This is a genomic window from Paenibacillus sp. FSL R7-0198 (assembly GCF_038000415.1).
Taxonomy (GTDB): domain Bacteria; phylum Bacillota; class Bacilli; order Paenibacillales; family Paenibacillaceae; genus Paenibacillus.
The window spans coordinates 2944505-2959967 of sequence record NZ_JBBOCB010000001.1; the positions used below are offsets into that span (position 1 = coordinate 2944505).

The window sequence follows — 15463 nt, forward strand, 5'->3', positions numbered from 1 at the left end:
ACCCTTCAAGCTAAATAATTCAATTTAGTAAAGAGTAAGTAAACAAGAAAATTTAAAGACATCATTTGACCTCTACTCAAATTTCATAATGAGAGGAAGACTTAATACTAGATACGTATCTAATTTAACCAAAAAGCATTACTTGCTATAAGACACACATTAGAAATTTTTATGTGGCTCATTTTAAACGAATTAGGTTTCATTCAAGGAAAACTCAATCAGTTTCTCTCTTTCATCCAGTTAACCATAGGAAACTTATTCATTAGTTCAAGTTTAAGTGTTGCCGAACTTTCATAATTTCCCATTGCTTTATGCAGCATATAATTTCTCTCATATGAACTATACTGTGGCTCTAGTTTTAAAAGTTTTGTATAGAACAGTTGGGCATCTTCAAAATAGTTATTTCTATAGCAAATATCCCCCAGTAATCGAACAAGTACTACATTATTTGAGTTTATCTTGAACATTGAAACCAATATATCAATTGCCAACTCGTCAAATCTATAATCGCTTAATAACTTACCTATTTTAAGTCTTAATACAGCCTTATTTTCAATCATTGTTTCAGCAAGCACCTGAAACTGTTCGAATTCTTGTAAGATAATCATTTGACGACAAGTTTCTAGTAATAATTCCTCAACCCTCGGAGTTAACATGAATTTGCTACCTTGATTGCAGATTACTTTTTCCAGGTACACCCTTTCTTTATCACTGAAATTCAGGATTTTTTGGATATTAGACAACTTACTCGCATCTTTAAGCAAAAATGCTAACAATAACAAATCTCGCCCATTCTCCTCTTCTATTATTTCTATATCAGAACATAACAAGTTAGCCTCTGTGTAGTGCTTACTGTAGATTTTTGAAGCGGCGAGAACATTAGGTTGCACCGTTATATTATATGTTGAAAGATAATAGTCTAACAGTGGACTTCGCACACCATACATAGTATCTAACAGCTGTTGTAGATCCCCTACACTTTTTATCGTATAAAATTGTTGAATTTCATTTTTTATTATTTCTGAACTCATATTCAATTTAAGTGTAAGGTTTAAGTAGCGCTGGATAGCTGGGATAAAATTCACCTTTGAATTCAATACTATATTTAACTCTCTATAACTATCTTCTAAGCGTCCGGTATCCTCATATAGTTCTGATAACCTCATATGAGCCATGTAACCACCACTACCTTCCGTAATAAGAGAACCCTGATCTCCCAGTTCTATACACTTACGGAAACAATCCTCAGCATCCAGATGATACTCAGCTTTCTGGTACAGCATCCCTAAAATATATCTCATTTCAGTTTCTTTCGGAAACATTACGATAGCATCATTTAGTATAGACAGAGCTGGTTCCATAAGGTTAGTTTCTGCTAACGAATAAGCGAGTTTAGTGAGCAGCTCTGGAAGGAACATTCTATTTTTGCTTATGGGATAAGCTTGTTTAAAATAATCTATTGCTTTAGTATACTCTTTTATAGCAAAATAGGTCTTACCCATATTGTAAAGATTATAAGCTGTTGGATTTTCTGCTACTTCAAGTTCCATAATAGGCAAATTCCGTTTATGCTTATCTTTTTCGAGCATCTTATCATCGGTATACCCAATATGGTTAATTAAAAAATTTGACTCCCCCTTGCTATATTCTATCCCACTGTGTATGTTCAAATGTTCATGTAATCTATTCTCATATCTTAACGATATATGATTTTTAAACATCCTGATCGCTCTAAAAATGAAATTTCGATTCAAAGAGATTTCATTCTTTATTCCGAATAAATAATAATCATAGTTTTTTTTTATATCTTCCTGTAAATTCACTCCTTCTTCTAAATATTCATCTGCATCCAAAATTAATATATAGTCAGAATTTGCATATTTCAATGACTCATTTCTCGCTGCAGAAAAATCACTAATCCAGTCGAAATAATATATTTTATCAGTATACTTTTTTGCAACGTCAAGAGTTTTATCAGTTGACCCCGTATCTACTATAATAATTTCATCAACGATACCTTGGACACTTTCAAGACATTTACTCAGTACTTTTTCTTCATTTTTGACAATCATACATAAAGATATAGTTTTACTCATGGTTGTCCTCTCATCTCTAATAGTCTTATACTATATGTCGGAGAATAGTTTACCTTTTGTTAGATCAATAAGATTCAAATTATTTGAAGTTACATTGAGTAAAACAAAAAAACTGCCAAGAAAACCTGGCAGTTTTTTTGTTTTGATATTTACGAAGATTAACGAAGCAATTGCAGAACAGCTTGTGGCTGTTGGTTTGCTTGTGCCAACATTGCTTGGGACGCTTGAGCCAAGATGTTGTTTTTCGTTTGATTCATCATTTCTTTAGCCATGTCTACGTCACGAATACGTGATTCAGCTGCAGACAAGTTCTCGGAAGTTGTTCCCAAGTTGTTGATTGTATGCTCCAAACGGTTTTGATAAGCACCCAACTTCGCACGCTCAGCGGATACTGTTTCGATTGCATCATTGATAGTTGTAATCGCTGCATCTGCAGAAGCTTGACTAGAAATACTGATACCATCATTTGCAACAGCTGCATTGCCAGCTGAAGCAGCTGCATTAGAGCCGTTAGCTCCAGTTACGCCCAATGTATCAGCATCCATAGCTTTAATTGTGAGGGAGATATTTTGTCCTGCATTTGCACCAATATGGAATGTCAAGTCCGCTGCACTTGTAACGCCTGAAGAAGTACTTGCAGATCCATCCAACAATTTCTTCGTATTGAACTCAGTTGTGTTGGAGATACGAGTGATCTCTTTAGCCAACTCATCAACTTCGTTTTGAAGAGCTTCACGGTCTTTATCTGTGTTCGTGTCATTGGAAGATTGAACTGCCAATTCACGCATACGTTGCAGGATGGAGTGAGTTTCGTTCAAAGCACCCTCAGCTGTTTGGATCAAGGAAATGCTGTCTTGACCGTTTTTAGTAGCCATATCCAAACCGCGGATTTGACCGCGCATTTTTTCGGAAATTGCCAAACCTGCAGCATCGTCACCAGCGCGGTTGATACGCAGACCGGAAGACAATTTTTCGATAGCCTTGTTTGTGTTAGTTGTGTTTGCACCCAGTTGACGGTGAGTGTTCATTGCAGCAATATTGTGGTTGATAATCATTAGAAATTTCCTCCCTGAAAATAAGTTAGTTCCACATCCTTGTGGTAAACGCCGCGACATTAAGGTCGGCCGCCCTGCCGAAGCAGCGTCTAAACTATATATCGACAGGAAGAGAAGAACTGTTAATAGTAAATTGGAATATTTTTATTTTTTTTTGTTTTCAATGCCTTGAAGCAATTCCATAAAAGCAGCGACACTAGGAGCATCGGGTTTTGCAGACTCTCGATTAGCCTCCTGAATAGATGCATATACCTCTTTCCGAAAGATATCAATGTGCTTGGGGGCGGAAATACCAATCCGTACTGTATCACCTTCCACGGCCAATACAGTTACCTCAATGTTATCTTGAATGATAATAGATTCTCCCTTTTTACGTGACAATACTAACATTTCAGACCCCCTCCTTCGCCGAAGTCGCTTCTTCTGTCCATATGAGATGTTTAGTCACATAACCTGTTTGCTGGAGAACTACTTGCTTGCCTACCCGATGTGCAGGATTAATTATAACTGGGGCCAAGAGATTCATCGTTGATTTTGTCACATCTGAATGTATAGTGACTATGGAGTAAACAGCTACGTCTTCTTCAATTTTAAGTTCTTCTTTATCTTCTTCACTTAGTTCAAAACTATAATCATGCTTAAACTCAAAAGGATTGACTACCAAGAAAGACAACTCTTTCTCCGTTAATGATTGTAAGTAACTAAATGGCGTGTCTTCCCAAGGGATTAGTGCAAAACTAGTTTCGTTTTCAAAACCAGGTAAACCTCTTGGAAATTGATATGTGCTGTTTTCATCGACTTCAATTTTACCCCACGTACTTGTCTCAATAAAAATAATAAACGCCTCCTTGACGATGATTTTATAGAAAAAAGCTATAGCGGGGTATTATAACCGTCTATAGCTCTACATTATATATTATAATCCCATATCAATCGTAGGCGGAGTGTATTGTATAGAAGCATATTGCTGCACATAAATATCCAACTTACCACGTTGATATTCAATCTCTGGCTTGTTCACAATTACATTCATCTCGGATTCCGCTGCTTCAAAGCGAATGTCCGGTGCTTGCGTAAACACACGTACATCCACATTATCAGAGGAAGCTGCCGTGCGTGTCTCCGGGAACGGCTTAGCTTGCCAATTGGTTCCTACAATATTGGCAATTGTATTGCCTGGTTTGTGGATGGCTGCCATATCATTCCCTTGTTGCACACGTTCAGCCATATTCTGCATGAATAATTGCTGAATACCCGAATATATTCGGGCATTCATATCAATCATATTCCCACCATGATAGGCAGAAAAAGCCTTGGACTGATCCACATTCAGCTCTATTGCATGGCTTTGCACCGTTAATTTACTAGGCTTGGTATGGAGTTGGACCTCCGCCTTCGGCTGACGAATCGAATACTGACCAATGTCCGCATCGATATGTAATAGCGTGGGCGTTGTGTGTATTTGTACCACTGGAAGAGTATTCATCAGATGATCTCTCCTTTGTTATCTAAGAAAATCAACTAATGACTGAGATATAATTTTAGCACCAGCAGAAAGTGAAGCATTATATATGTTTTCCTGGATTTTAGACTTGATTGATAACTCAGCGTAATCTGCATCCTCAACCTTTGCTTGCAAATCCGTTAAGTTCACTTCAAGATCACTTAAACGACCTTGCATAAGTTCTACGCGATTGGTTTTCGCCCCAATTTCTGCACGGATAGCGAGTATCTTGTTTGTTCGAGTATCAATGTTTGCAAGCTGATTAGACAATTCCTTTTGATCCCCGCTGGCAAGTGCCTGACTAATCGTATTAAAGATTACGAATAGATTATCAGCTTCCGCAGTATCACCAAATACTTCATTACCGGTCACGTTAATTGGTAATTGGATACTCTCACCCACGATAAAATTAATTTTACCGGAATCAGTAACAACGGAAGCAGCATTCGTTGTATCAAACGAACCGTCAGCATTGGTAGGAAAGTCATAAGGTTTAACATCGTAGGTTTCACCATTGAATACATACTTCCCATTCAACGTGCTGTTTGAAATATCAACAAGTTGTGCTTTTAATTGCTTCACTTCTTCATTGATACTATCTAGTGCAGATTGCGGGTTAGTCCCCGTAGCTGCCTGCACCGTCAGTTCTCTCAACCGCTGAACTACGCTGCCTGCTTGATCCATAACGGTATCATTAAAATCCAACCATGATACCGCGCTATCCACATTTTTTTGATACTGCTCATTGGAAGATAGCTCTGCACGATAACGAAGGGAGTACGTAATCCCTACCGGATCGTCAGACGGTTTGTTGATCTTCCGTCCCGTTGCCAATTGAGTTTGTGTATTGTTCATCTGTTGTGCATTCCGGTTCAGGTTAAGAATCAATTGCGAGCTCAACATATTATTCGTAATTCTCATCGTCTGTTATGTCACTCCTTCCTTAATTATCTGCCAACCATACCGGTAGAATTAATCAGTTTATCAAGCAATTGATCATATGTGGTCATAAAACGTGCAGAGGCACTATAAGCATGCTGGAATTTGATCATATTGGCCATCTCTTCATCCAGCGATACACCGCTAACGGACTGACGTCTAGTGTCTACTTGCTCTACCAAAAATTCCGAGTTTGATGTCTGACGAGCAGCTTCCTGAGATTGAACACCCAACTGTCCAACGATTGCACTAAACTGAGCACCAATCGTTGCATTCCGCAATCCATCAACAGATTTCATTGGAGTATCCTTCAAATTAGCCAGTAGATTAGCTAGTGTATTGTTACCTTTAATCACACTTTCTGCTCCTGAAGAATCCGTAGTAGTTCGGAGGGAGGTTGCGATCTTATTCGGATCAGCCAAGATTTCGGCATTCAATGAAATATTGCCAGCTGTGATGGCTGTTCCACCACCTGCTGCTGTAAAGAAAGGTAATCCTGGCGAATTCGTTCCGTCCATACTGTATCCAAGCTGATGCAATCCGTTTAGGCCTTTGACTGTAACCTTCAGATCAGTTGCCAGTGTCCGTGCTGCACCTGTGTATGTAACACCATCCAGGACAGTATTGTCCGGCAAGACAGAGCCCGCAGGAAGAGTGATCTCAATATCCCCATTGGCAAGGGTATTAGCTAAGTCATCCATTTGTTTCTGATAATCAGTGACCAAAGTGTCTCTAGACTTAATCATGCCGTGGACCTCACCGTTGGTGAGCGTGCCAGCTGTATACGCAGCATTCAGAAAAGCAGGATCTACCGCTACTTGTACCGCCCCGCCAGTGACGAGTGCCTGTCCATTCATCTGAACCTGGTATCCTTGCGGAGAATCCGTAACGGTAACGTTCATGATTTTGGACAGCTTGTCTGTCATCAGATCACGTTGGTCACGTAAATCGTTGGCATTGTCGCCAAGAGATTCAACTTTTACAATGGCACTATTAAGGTTCGCAATATTACCAAGGTAGCCTTGAATTTCATTGCTTTTCACAGCAATATTACTGTCCAAATCCTGACTGAGTGCATCCAGCTGGCGGCTAATCTGGTTCATCGCATCGGTCAGAGCCAACGTCGTTTCTTTTACGATCCGCCGTGCTGTAACATCCTCAGGATTTTTACTCAGGTCTGACCATGATTTGTAGAAATTATCCATAACGGTTCGAAACCCGGTGTCCGATGGTTCGTTTACAATAGCTTCAAGTTTCTCAAGTGTATCTCGTTGAATGGACCAACTCCCAAAGTTGGTATTTTCATTGCGATACTGGTCATCCAGAAATTTCTCACGCACACGTGTAATAGAGTCGAATTCTACCCCTGTACCAAGCTGTCCTGGTGTTGTGCTATGCAGAAATGCGAACGGCTCCATTGGAATAGATGCCTGCATGTTTACCTTTTGTCGTGAGTAGCCTTCCGTGTTGGCATTAGCTATGTTATGGCCTGTTGTGCTAAGAGCTGTCGTCTGTGTGAACAAACTGCGTTTAGCCGTTTCGATTGAATGAAATGTAGATGTCACCTGGTTTCCCCCTAATTAATCAGGCACGCGTGTCAAACAGACCGATTCGCCCTGGATTACCGTTCTTATCAGCAGGATGCTGATATGTGGCATCCTGTTCTGGTCGAGAAGCGAAGATGTCCATTGAGAGATCAATAAACATCAAGGATTGCTCGATCAGCATTTGATTCAGTTGATTAATCTCTTTTAATTCATGCAGTGTTCCCGCCAGCTTTTTCTGGACTTCAAGCAATCGCAGTTTGTCAGCCGGATCAAAAATCAGCTTCGAGATCTCAGTAATATTCAGGTTCAGCATAGATTTGATTCCACGCTCCTGTAGCAGTTCGTGTACTGCACTCTGCCGTTCGATCTCCAATGGCTCCTGTTGTTTCATGAAACGAGATTCTTTGTTGAGGAGGGCAATGAGTTCATCTACATCATTTTTGACAATGACCTGTCTCTTGACCTCACTGAGTGCCAGCATATCGCGGTGACTTTGTTCCATTTGCTGCAAAACTGCAATCAATCTGTCCAGTGCTGCCATTACGTGATCACCTATTCCTTATCAAAAGACTTAAAATACGGTAGCAACTTGTCAGCAAGCTTGCTACTATCTACCTGATACGTTCCCGAACTCACCTGTTCTTTGAGTTCCTGTATCCGTTGTATGCGTCCTGCATCCTGTGTACGACTTTGTTCCTCAAGCATCTTCATCGCCTCCGGAGAAATGGATACTTCGTCCTTACGGCGGCTCTTCTTGGCATCAGCCTGCTGATTGGATTCAACGTTCCTTTGATATGAATTGATGGCGCCAATTCTACTCGGTTCATTGATTTTCATTTAAAATGCACTTCCTTCCATGATTAGGAGTTTATGTTGATATACGTTTTTCTTACTTTAATCTTTATGTTGTCAAAATGATTAGGATAATAAAAAAAACCGATAATCTTTAATAAGTTTATCGGTACGTTTCAAAACATTTGTTATAGCAAAACATGTATTTGAGCCCTCGCTCCTATGAATCTCGTAGTTTGTCGACAGCATTGTAGGTTCGTCCGCCTACATTGTTGTTATCCTTCTGACCTACTTCACGAGCTGCTCCTGCCAAGTCTTTCGTTAAACGATTACGGCAAGAATCACACATATGACCTTCACGAATCAATGTTCCGCATACTTCACAAGGATACATCATATTCGGGGCATTCTCGATGGAAATTCGTCCCTCACGGATGAACTTGGTAATGTTTTTAATTGAAACTTCTGTTGCATCGGATAGCTCCTGTATGTTGGTGCCCTTGTTTTCGCGCAAATAATCTACACAGATCTGATATTCCTTCTCTATTTCCTTAATACAGTTTGAACATACATCTCGAAAATTCAACGCATATAATTTACCACAGCGAGGACAATTACCTAGATTCATCGCTAAAACGCCCCTCTCAAACTTCCATTTCCGAATAGATAATAACTATACATTACCTTATTTTCTCTGATGAAGCCATAGTCTATTTACAAAACAAAAAAGGGGAACAGGATGCACATATATGCAACCCTGCTCCTCCTTATACATTACTAATTCAATGTTCTAATACTTAGTACAGAAGACCATATGCTTGTGTTCTGATCGTTGAATGCCCGAATGCGATATTTATGCGAACTGGACGGTAACAGGTCAGAATGAATAAACGTTGCATCACTGACAGTCGCCACAATTTGCCCATCTGCTTCAATTTCGTAAGACGAAGCACTCCCAACCGCGTCCCAAGTCAGAATAACGTTTGTTCTGTCCGAAGTTCCCTTCAGCACAGGTGTAGTTAATTGAGTCATTCCACTTATACTCTCACTCCAAGCTCCTGCACCAGAAGCATTTTTAGCACGAATTCGGAAGGTATGTTCCGTATTTGGTGCAAGTCCGCTCTTCGTATAAGCAACTCCACTCACGGCAACCACCGTACCATCAATCTCCAGATCATACCCTGTAGCTCCAGTTACAGCAGTCCATCTCAGCGCGATAGCCGCTGTAGTTGCAGAGTTAATACTTAAACCTGAGACACTGGCAGGTAACGTAGTTTGGGACAATATTGCTGTCCATGCACTCACATTAGTGTCGGTCAGGGCACGAATACGGTATTTATGCGCCGTCCCACCAAGTAATCCATTATGGACATACAAGGGATCACTCACCGTAGCAACCAATATGCCATCTGCCTCAATCTCATATTTTGTTGCACCAACAACTTCATTCCATGTCAGCGTAACTGCCGTTTCTTCAGGTACAGCTTTCAGCGTTGTTGGTACATTTAATTGGGTCGAAGCGGTTACAAACTCACTCCAGCTACCCATGCCAGCAGCATTTTTCGCACGAATACGGAAGGTGTGATCTGTATTGGCTAGAAGTGCTGTTTTGGTATAAGCCAGAGCCGTTACAGCGACTATTTTACCGTCAATTTCCAGATCATATCCTGTTGCTCCCGTAACTGCATTCCATTTCATAGCAATGGCTACTGTTGTTGCAGAATTCATGCTCAATCCGGTCACAATGCCCGGGAAAGTGTTTTGAGTCAAGACCGTAGACCAAGCGCTACTGTTCTTATCCGTTAATGCACGCACACGATACGTGTGCGATGTTCCTGCAAGCAAATTACTATGAACATATGAGGGATCGGTTACTGTAGAAACAATTGTTCCATCTGCCTCAATTTCATATTTGGTTGCATCTTTAATATCAAGCCAATTCAAAGTAATAGCTGTTTCCTCTGATGTTGCTTTCAGAGCAGGTGTGGTTAACTGGGTGGTAACACCTGTTATATCGCCCCAAGCCCCAGCACCAGCAGCATTCTTGGAACGAATACGGAATGTATGATCCGTGTTGGCGATAAGTCCCGTTTTGGTGTAAACCACTCCACTAACAGGTACCACCGTGCCATCAATTTCAAGGTCATATCCTGTCGCTCCTGAGACTGCGTCCCACTTCAGAGCAACAGCTGTGTTCGTTACGCTTGTTACCGTTAGTCCGGTCACAGAACCAGGCAACGTATTTTGTGTCAAGACCGCAGTCCAAGCTCCAACATTGGTTTCGGTCAGAGCGCGTACGCGGTATTTATGTGCTGTTCCAGCTATAAGATTATTGTGAGTATAAGTAGGCACCTTAACAGTCCCCACTAAGCCTCCGTCCGCTTCAATCTCATATTTGGTTGCATCTTTAACTTCAGGCCATGTCAAGGTGACCGCTTGTTCCTCAGAAGAAGCCTTCAACACAGGTGTGTTCAGTAAAGTTGTGCCATCTACAATCTCACTCCATATGCCTGCACCTGCTGTATTTTTAGAACGAATACGGAACGTGTGATCCGTATTTGTCACAAGCCCACTCTTTGTATAAGCTACTCCCGTTACTGGTACAACTGTACCATCGATCTCAAGATCATATCCTGTTGCTCCCGTTACTGCCGTCCATTTTAAGGCAATGGCTACATTGGAAACAGAGCTAATACTTAAACCAGTAACCGAAGCAGGTATCGTATTTTGCGTCAGCACTGCAGTCCAGGCACCTGTATTAGAGTCCGTCAGTGCACGTACACGATATTTATGCGCCGTTCCTGGAAGCAAACTAGTGTGCACATATTTCGGTTCGCTAATTGTACCAGTAACGACTCCATCTGCTTCAATCTCATACTTGGTTGCATCTGCTACATCTGCCCATGTCAGTGTAATCGCAGTCTCTTCCGAGGAAGCTTTTAGAACAGGGGTATTTAATAACGTTGTACCACTTACCTCATCACTCCATGCTCCGGTCCCTGCCGCATTTTTGGAGCGAACGCGGAACGTATGATCCGTATTAGCCGCAAGTCCGGTCTTGTTGTAGGTTAATCCAGTAGCAGCTACTACCGTGCCATCAATTTCAAGCTCATAACCTGTTGCTCCAGTTACAGCATTCCATTTCAAAGCCATTGTTGTGTTCGTTACAGAGGTAATGCCCAATCCAGTAACTGAACCTGGTAGTGTATTTTGATTTAAGACAGCAGTCCAAGCCCCGTTGTTTGTATCTGTCAGTGCTCGTACACGATACTTATGCGCTGTTCCTGGCTGAAGACTTGAATGCACATATTTCGGCTCATTAACTGTTGCCACAATTGAGCCATCTGCTTCAATCTCATACTTGATCGCATCTGATACATCTGCCCATGTCAATGTAATCGCAGTCTCTTCCGAGGAAGCTTTTAAAACAGGGGTATTCAACAATGTCGTACCATCAATGAGATCACTCCATGCTCCGGCACCTGCCGTATTTTTGGAGCGCACGCGGAACGTATGATTCGTATTGGCTGCAAGACCTGTCTTGTTGTATGTTAATCCACTTACAGCTACTACCGTGCCATCAATCTCCAAGTCGTAACCGGTTGCTCCGGTTACAGCATTCCACTTAAGCGCGATAGCGACATTGGTTGCAGAGGTTACACTCAACCCTGTGACTGAACCCGGTAAAGTATTCTGAGTGAGAAGTGCAGTCCAAGGGCTAACGTTCATCTCCGTCAGGGCTCTTACACGATACTTATGCGTTGTTCCTGGAGTCAAACTTGCGTGCGTATATACTGGTGTCGTAACCGTAGCTACAACAATACCATCTGCCTCCACTTCATATTTGGTTGCATCAGTAACATCTGCCCAAGTTACTGTAATTGCATCTTCTTGGGAAGATGCTTTCAGAACAGGCGTATTGAGTTGAGTCGTGCCACTTACCACGTCACTCCACACACCCACACCTGCCGTATTTTTGGAACGGATACGGAACGTATGGTCCGTATTAGCTGCAAGTCCACTCTTCGTATATGTTAAACCAGTAACTGGAACTACCACTCCGTCAATCTCCAAGTCATATCCAGAGCTACCGGTCACTGCACTCCATTTCAAGGAAATTGCAGCATTCGTTGTGGATGCTATATTGAGACCTGATACTATTGCAGGCAATGTACTCTGTGTCAGGACAGCTGTCCAAGCACTTGTGTTATTGTCAGTAGCTACACGAACACGATATTTATGAGAAGTACCTGGTAATATATTTTCGTGTGTGTAGTTTGATTCACTTACATTCGCAACAATTACACCATCTGCTTCAACTTCATATGCAGTAACATCTGGTATGGATGTCCACGTCAATGTGATTGCTGTTTCCTCAGAGGATGCCTTCAATACAGGCAAATCAAATTGCGTACGACCTGTTACTATTTCGCTCCAGGCTCCTGCACCTGCAACGTTCTTCGAACGAATACGGAAAGTGTGCTCCGTGTTTCCAGCGAGTCCACTCTTCGTATAACTTGTAGCTGTCAAAGAAATCGGGGTGCCGTCAATTTCCAGATCGTAGCCTGTAGCGCCGGTAACCGCATTCCATTTTACCGTAATGGCTGCATTGGTGACTGCACTCACATTCAACCCACTGACAGAGCCGGGCAAGGTATTTTGCGTCACTACTGCTGTCCAAGCACTCGTATTCGTCTCATTGATTGCCCGCACACGATATTTATGCGCTGTGCCTGGTGTCAGATTGGTGTGGTTAAAGATTGGATCTTCTAAACCTGAAGAAACAACTCCATCTGCTTCAATTTCATACGAAGACGCACCTTCAATTGGAGCCCACACAAGCACAACTTCCTCCGCCGTGGCATTAGACTGAACTACAGGTGTGCTCAATTGAGTGGTGCCCATTACTGGATCACTCCAACTTCCTACCCCACCTGAATTTTTGGATCTGATTCTGAAGGTATATTCTGTATTGGCTGCTAGTCCAGTCTTGTTGTATGTTGTTCCTGTTACCGCAACAACCGCCCCATTGATCTCCAGATCATATCCAGTGGCTCCCTTAACAGCAGTCCAAGATAACGACAATTTATTCAATGTAGCATCTGTGATTTTCAAACCATCTGCACGGTTAGGTACTGTCAATTGACTTAGTGGTTTACTCCATGAACTCTCATTGTCAGTTGAGAAAGCTTTCAGCACATAGGTATGTGTTGAATTGGCCTCCAAATCGTCATGCTCATATGAGTTCACATTGCCCAATTCAATAGGTTCTCCTCCGTCAATTCGCAATTGATATCGATCTGCAAATTCAACGGATTTCCAATTCAATGTATTCTTTCCCTCTTCGCCTTTTACGGTTAAGATCGGTTTTTCAAGTAAAGTTCTCAGAGAGACTGGATCACTCCACTCACCTATACCTCTTTGATTACTACCACGTAATCTGTAAGTATAGTTTGTATTATTTCTATAAGGACTACTTGTATAGTTCAGACCATAAAATGGACCTTTAGTTACACCATTTTCTTCAATCTCATACTGAACTGCTTGTTGTGCAGCTGACCAATTAAGGTTGATCGTCGCATCATTCGCAGTGGCTACCAGGTCAGTTGGAATAGCAGGAACCGTCGTAATTGGCTCCTTTGTTCCCGACTCCTTAACAAAGCTGAATGATTCTGCCTTGCGTGTGTAATATGGATTAAGGTTGGATACAAAATCTACCACAGCACCTGTATCCGCACTAATCACCAAACTAAGTTGAGAGGCTTCATAACTTTGTACATATCTGGGTGTTTCCATCCCAAATTCATCGACTCTGGAAATGTCCCAAACACCTACATTCATACCTGATTGTCTATATTCCATGGTACTGTAATATTCCCAAACCTCGGAAAAGTCAACGATAAATGCATTAGTCACTTGCCCAGTATAGGTAGAAGTATACTTACCAAAGGTGACATTCGTCATATCTTCAACAGTTCCTCTAATAGACTGACTTCTTGAGAAGGAATATCCTGTTGCTGAAAAGCTGTATGATCTTACCCAACCCAAATCAACCGGTTTCTGATTCACCATCAGATTTCCATTCTGTTCTGATAATACAAAACGATAATCATTACTGGATGCGATAATTCTATTACTCGTTGCAGCATCTGCACGGTTCCCCCCGTACACGCCAAACTGTCCGAATACCAGCATGAATACTAGTAGACGGACAGTCCATAAGTAAAATCCATTTTTTCTTTTTCCTGCGACCACTTTTGTTCTCCCCTTCAACAGATATGTTGTGCCACTCCCTATGCTGTCACCCTGTGGTGAACGACAAAACTATCTATTCTGCGCGAGAAAACCAATTCCTCTTTTTTACATGTAAAAAATTTCTTATTGCGCTTTCATTTATAATTTCATCAAACAACTACATTCCATATGGTATAAATACGAAAACAGGAATTCGCAAATGTGAAATTATTAATACAGGAACACATTTTCCTATCTACTTGAAGGTAAAGCGTAGGTTGTGGATGCAGGGAGACTTGAGGAATATTAAACATAGCTCAATATACTGATTTGCCGATTAGGATCTTGCCAGTGTCAGTGTGAAAATCTCGACCGGAATCTCCATGTAGAAGCCAGCATTTAGGATAACCCGCCCACAAGCGTCCAAGGTGCTACCTGTTGTGTATATGTCATCGATCAGCAGTAACTGTATGGGTTTAGCATGTGATATGCCCATATGTGTTGGTAGATGAGCTCCACTGTATAGCTCTTCAATTAACTGCATGCCATCCGGGTTGATGGAAAAAGCGTTCTTCATCGTTTCAATACGCTCACCGCGTGATTTGAAACTTTGTTTGGTGGTGTTGATCTGGCGCTGCAACAGATCAAGGATGGGTAGGCGGCAGGCGGTGGCGAGCCCAGCAGCCAGCCGCTCCGCCTGATTGAAGCCACGTTCGGCCAGCCGCTCGCTGCTCACCGGGACATAGGTGACCGCGTCAGGCCGCCATTGTGGCTTCGTTTGTTGAGCATGTGTGGCGGAATGAGCCACGGGGGCTGGGGGTTCTTTTGCCAAAGCAGAATTCTGCTCCTCTCTCATCGCTTGAAAGGCTTGAATCAACAGCGCGGTTAAGAGCGGCGCGTATCTTTCATGGCCTCGAAATTTGTACATTCCAATCCATTCTCTCATAAGAGTGTTGTATTGTACGGCGCTGCGGTTGGCGATAAAAGAACGGTTTTGCATATGTGGACGAGCACAGTCCGGGCATCCGACACCCCGACCACAACGCAGGCAACGGATGGAACGGATCCATGGAATCTGCTTCACACAACGTGGGCATATGCCTGGATAGGTAGAAGACAGAATTGCTCGAGTCCCACATGTCAGACAAGTCGCTCCCGGCGGGGCGAGCAGATGATGAAGACGCTGGGTCAGGTACTGCGCGTGATCGGTTATGTTGCTGAGCCAGTTGAACATAGGGGGCATACCTCCAGTCTCGGGAATGTATTGTGATATGTGGATACGAACTGGGCAGATGA

At 42.2% G+C, this 15463-nt stretch carries 13 protein-coding genes; 1 reads left to right on the forward strand and 12 read right to left on the reverse strand.

Annotated features, from left to right (window positions below; all coding sequences use genetic code 11):
* Positions 1–218: 218 nt before the first annotated feature.
* The 12 genes from MKY87_RS12735 to MKY87_RS12790 form a co-directional block, all read right to left on the reverse strand.
* Positions 219–2096: a glycosyltransferase gene (locus MKY87_RS12735; protein WP_339788511.1), complete on the reverse strand. Its 1878-nt coding sequence runs from the start codon at positions 2094–2096 to the stop codon at positions 219–221.
* A 158-nt stretch (positions 2097–2254) separates the two neighbouring features.
* The gene (hag, locus tag MKY87_RS12740) at positions 2255–3151 is read right to left on the reverse strand and encodes a flagellin Hag (protein WP_339788508.1); all 897 of its coding nucleotides are present in this window, start codon (positions 3149–3151) and stop codon (positions 2255–2257) included.
* A 144-nt stretch (positions 3152–3295) separates the two neighbouring features.
* Positions 3296–3541 (reverse strand): carbon storage regulator CsrA, encoded by a 246-nt coding sequence (gene csrA / locus MKY87_RS12745; RefSeq protein WP_024631614.1) that lies wholly within the window; start codon positions 3539–3541, stop codon positions 3296–3298.
* Position 3542: 1 nt separating this feature from the next.
* On the reverse strand, positions 3543–4028 hold the full coding sequence (gene fliW / locus MKY87_RS12750; protein WP_340967428.1) for a flagellar assembly protein FliW: 486 nt from the start codon (positions 4026–4028) through the stop codon (positions 3543–3545).
* A 39-nt stretch (positions 4029–4067) separates the two neighbouring features.
* Complete coding sequence (locus MKY87_RS12755; protein WP_047840674.1) at positions 4068–4637, reverse strand: DUF6470 family protein; 570 nt, start codon at positions 4635–4637, stop codon at positions 4068–4070.
* Positions 4638–4655: 18 nt separating this feature from the next.
* Positions 4656–5576 carry a flagellar hook-associated protein FlgL gene (gene flgL, locus MKY87_RS12760; protein ID WP_340964704.1) on the reverse strand — a complete coding sequence of 307 codons (921 nt, stop codon included), beginning with the start codon at positions 5574–5576 and terminating at the stop codon, positions 4656–4658.
* A 26-nt stretch (positions 5577–5602) separates the two neighbouring features.
* Entirely contained in the window at positions 5603–7159 is a 1557-nt protein-coding gene (gene flgK, locus MKY87_RS12765) for a flagellar hook-associated protein FlgK (RefSeq protein ID WP_339788500.1), read from the reverse strand.
* A 19-nt stretch (positions 7160–7178) separates the two neighbouring features.
* Positions 7179–7682 carry a flagellar protein FlgN gene (locus MKY87_RS12770; protein WP_340964708.1) on the reverse strand — a complete coding sequence of 168 codons (504 nt, stop codon included), beginning with the start codon at positions 7680–7682 and terminating at the stop codon, positions 7179–7181.
* An 11-nt stretch (positions 7683–7693) separates the two neighbouring features.
* Positions 7694–7978 carry a flagellar biosynthesis anti-sigma factor FlgM gene (gene flgM / locus MKY87_RS12775; protein WP_047840678.1) on the reverse strand — a complete coding sequence of 95 codons (285 nt, stop codon included), beginning with the start codon at positions 7976–7978 and terminating at the stop codon, positions 7694–7696.
* A gap of 175 nt (positions 7979–8153) precedes the next feature.
* A complete protein-coding gene (locus MKY87_RS12780; protein WP_307415900.1) occupies positions 8154–8561 on the reverse strand; it encodes a TIGR03826 family flagellar region protein in 408 nt (135 codons plus the stop codon).
* A 149-nt stretch (positions 8562–8710) separates the two neighbouring features.
* Entirely contained in the window at positions 8711–14128 is a 5418-nt protein-coding gene (locus MKY87_RS12785; protein ID WP_340964710.1) for a fibronectin type III domain-containing protein, read from the reverse strand.
* A gap of 376 nt (positions 14129–14504) precedes the next feature.
* The gene (locus MKY87_RS12790) at positions 14505–14903 is read right to left on the reverse strand and encodes a ComF family protein (protein WP_340964712.1); all 399 of its coding nucleotides are present in this window, start codon (positions 14901–14903) and stop codon (positions 14505–14507) included.
* A gap of 171 nt (positions 14904–15074) precedes the next feature.
* On the opposite strand from MKY87_RS12790, the gene MKY87_RS12795 reads away from it, so the two are divergent.
* Positions 15075–15437: a hypothetical protein gene (locus MKY87_RS12795; protein WP_340964715.1), complete on the forward strand. Its 363-nt coding sequence runs from the start codon at positions 15075–15077 to the stop codon at positions 15435–15437.
* Positions 15438–15463 lie beyond the last annotated feature (26 nt).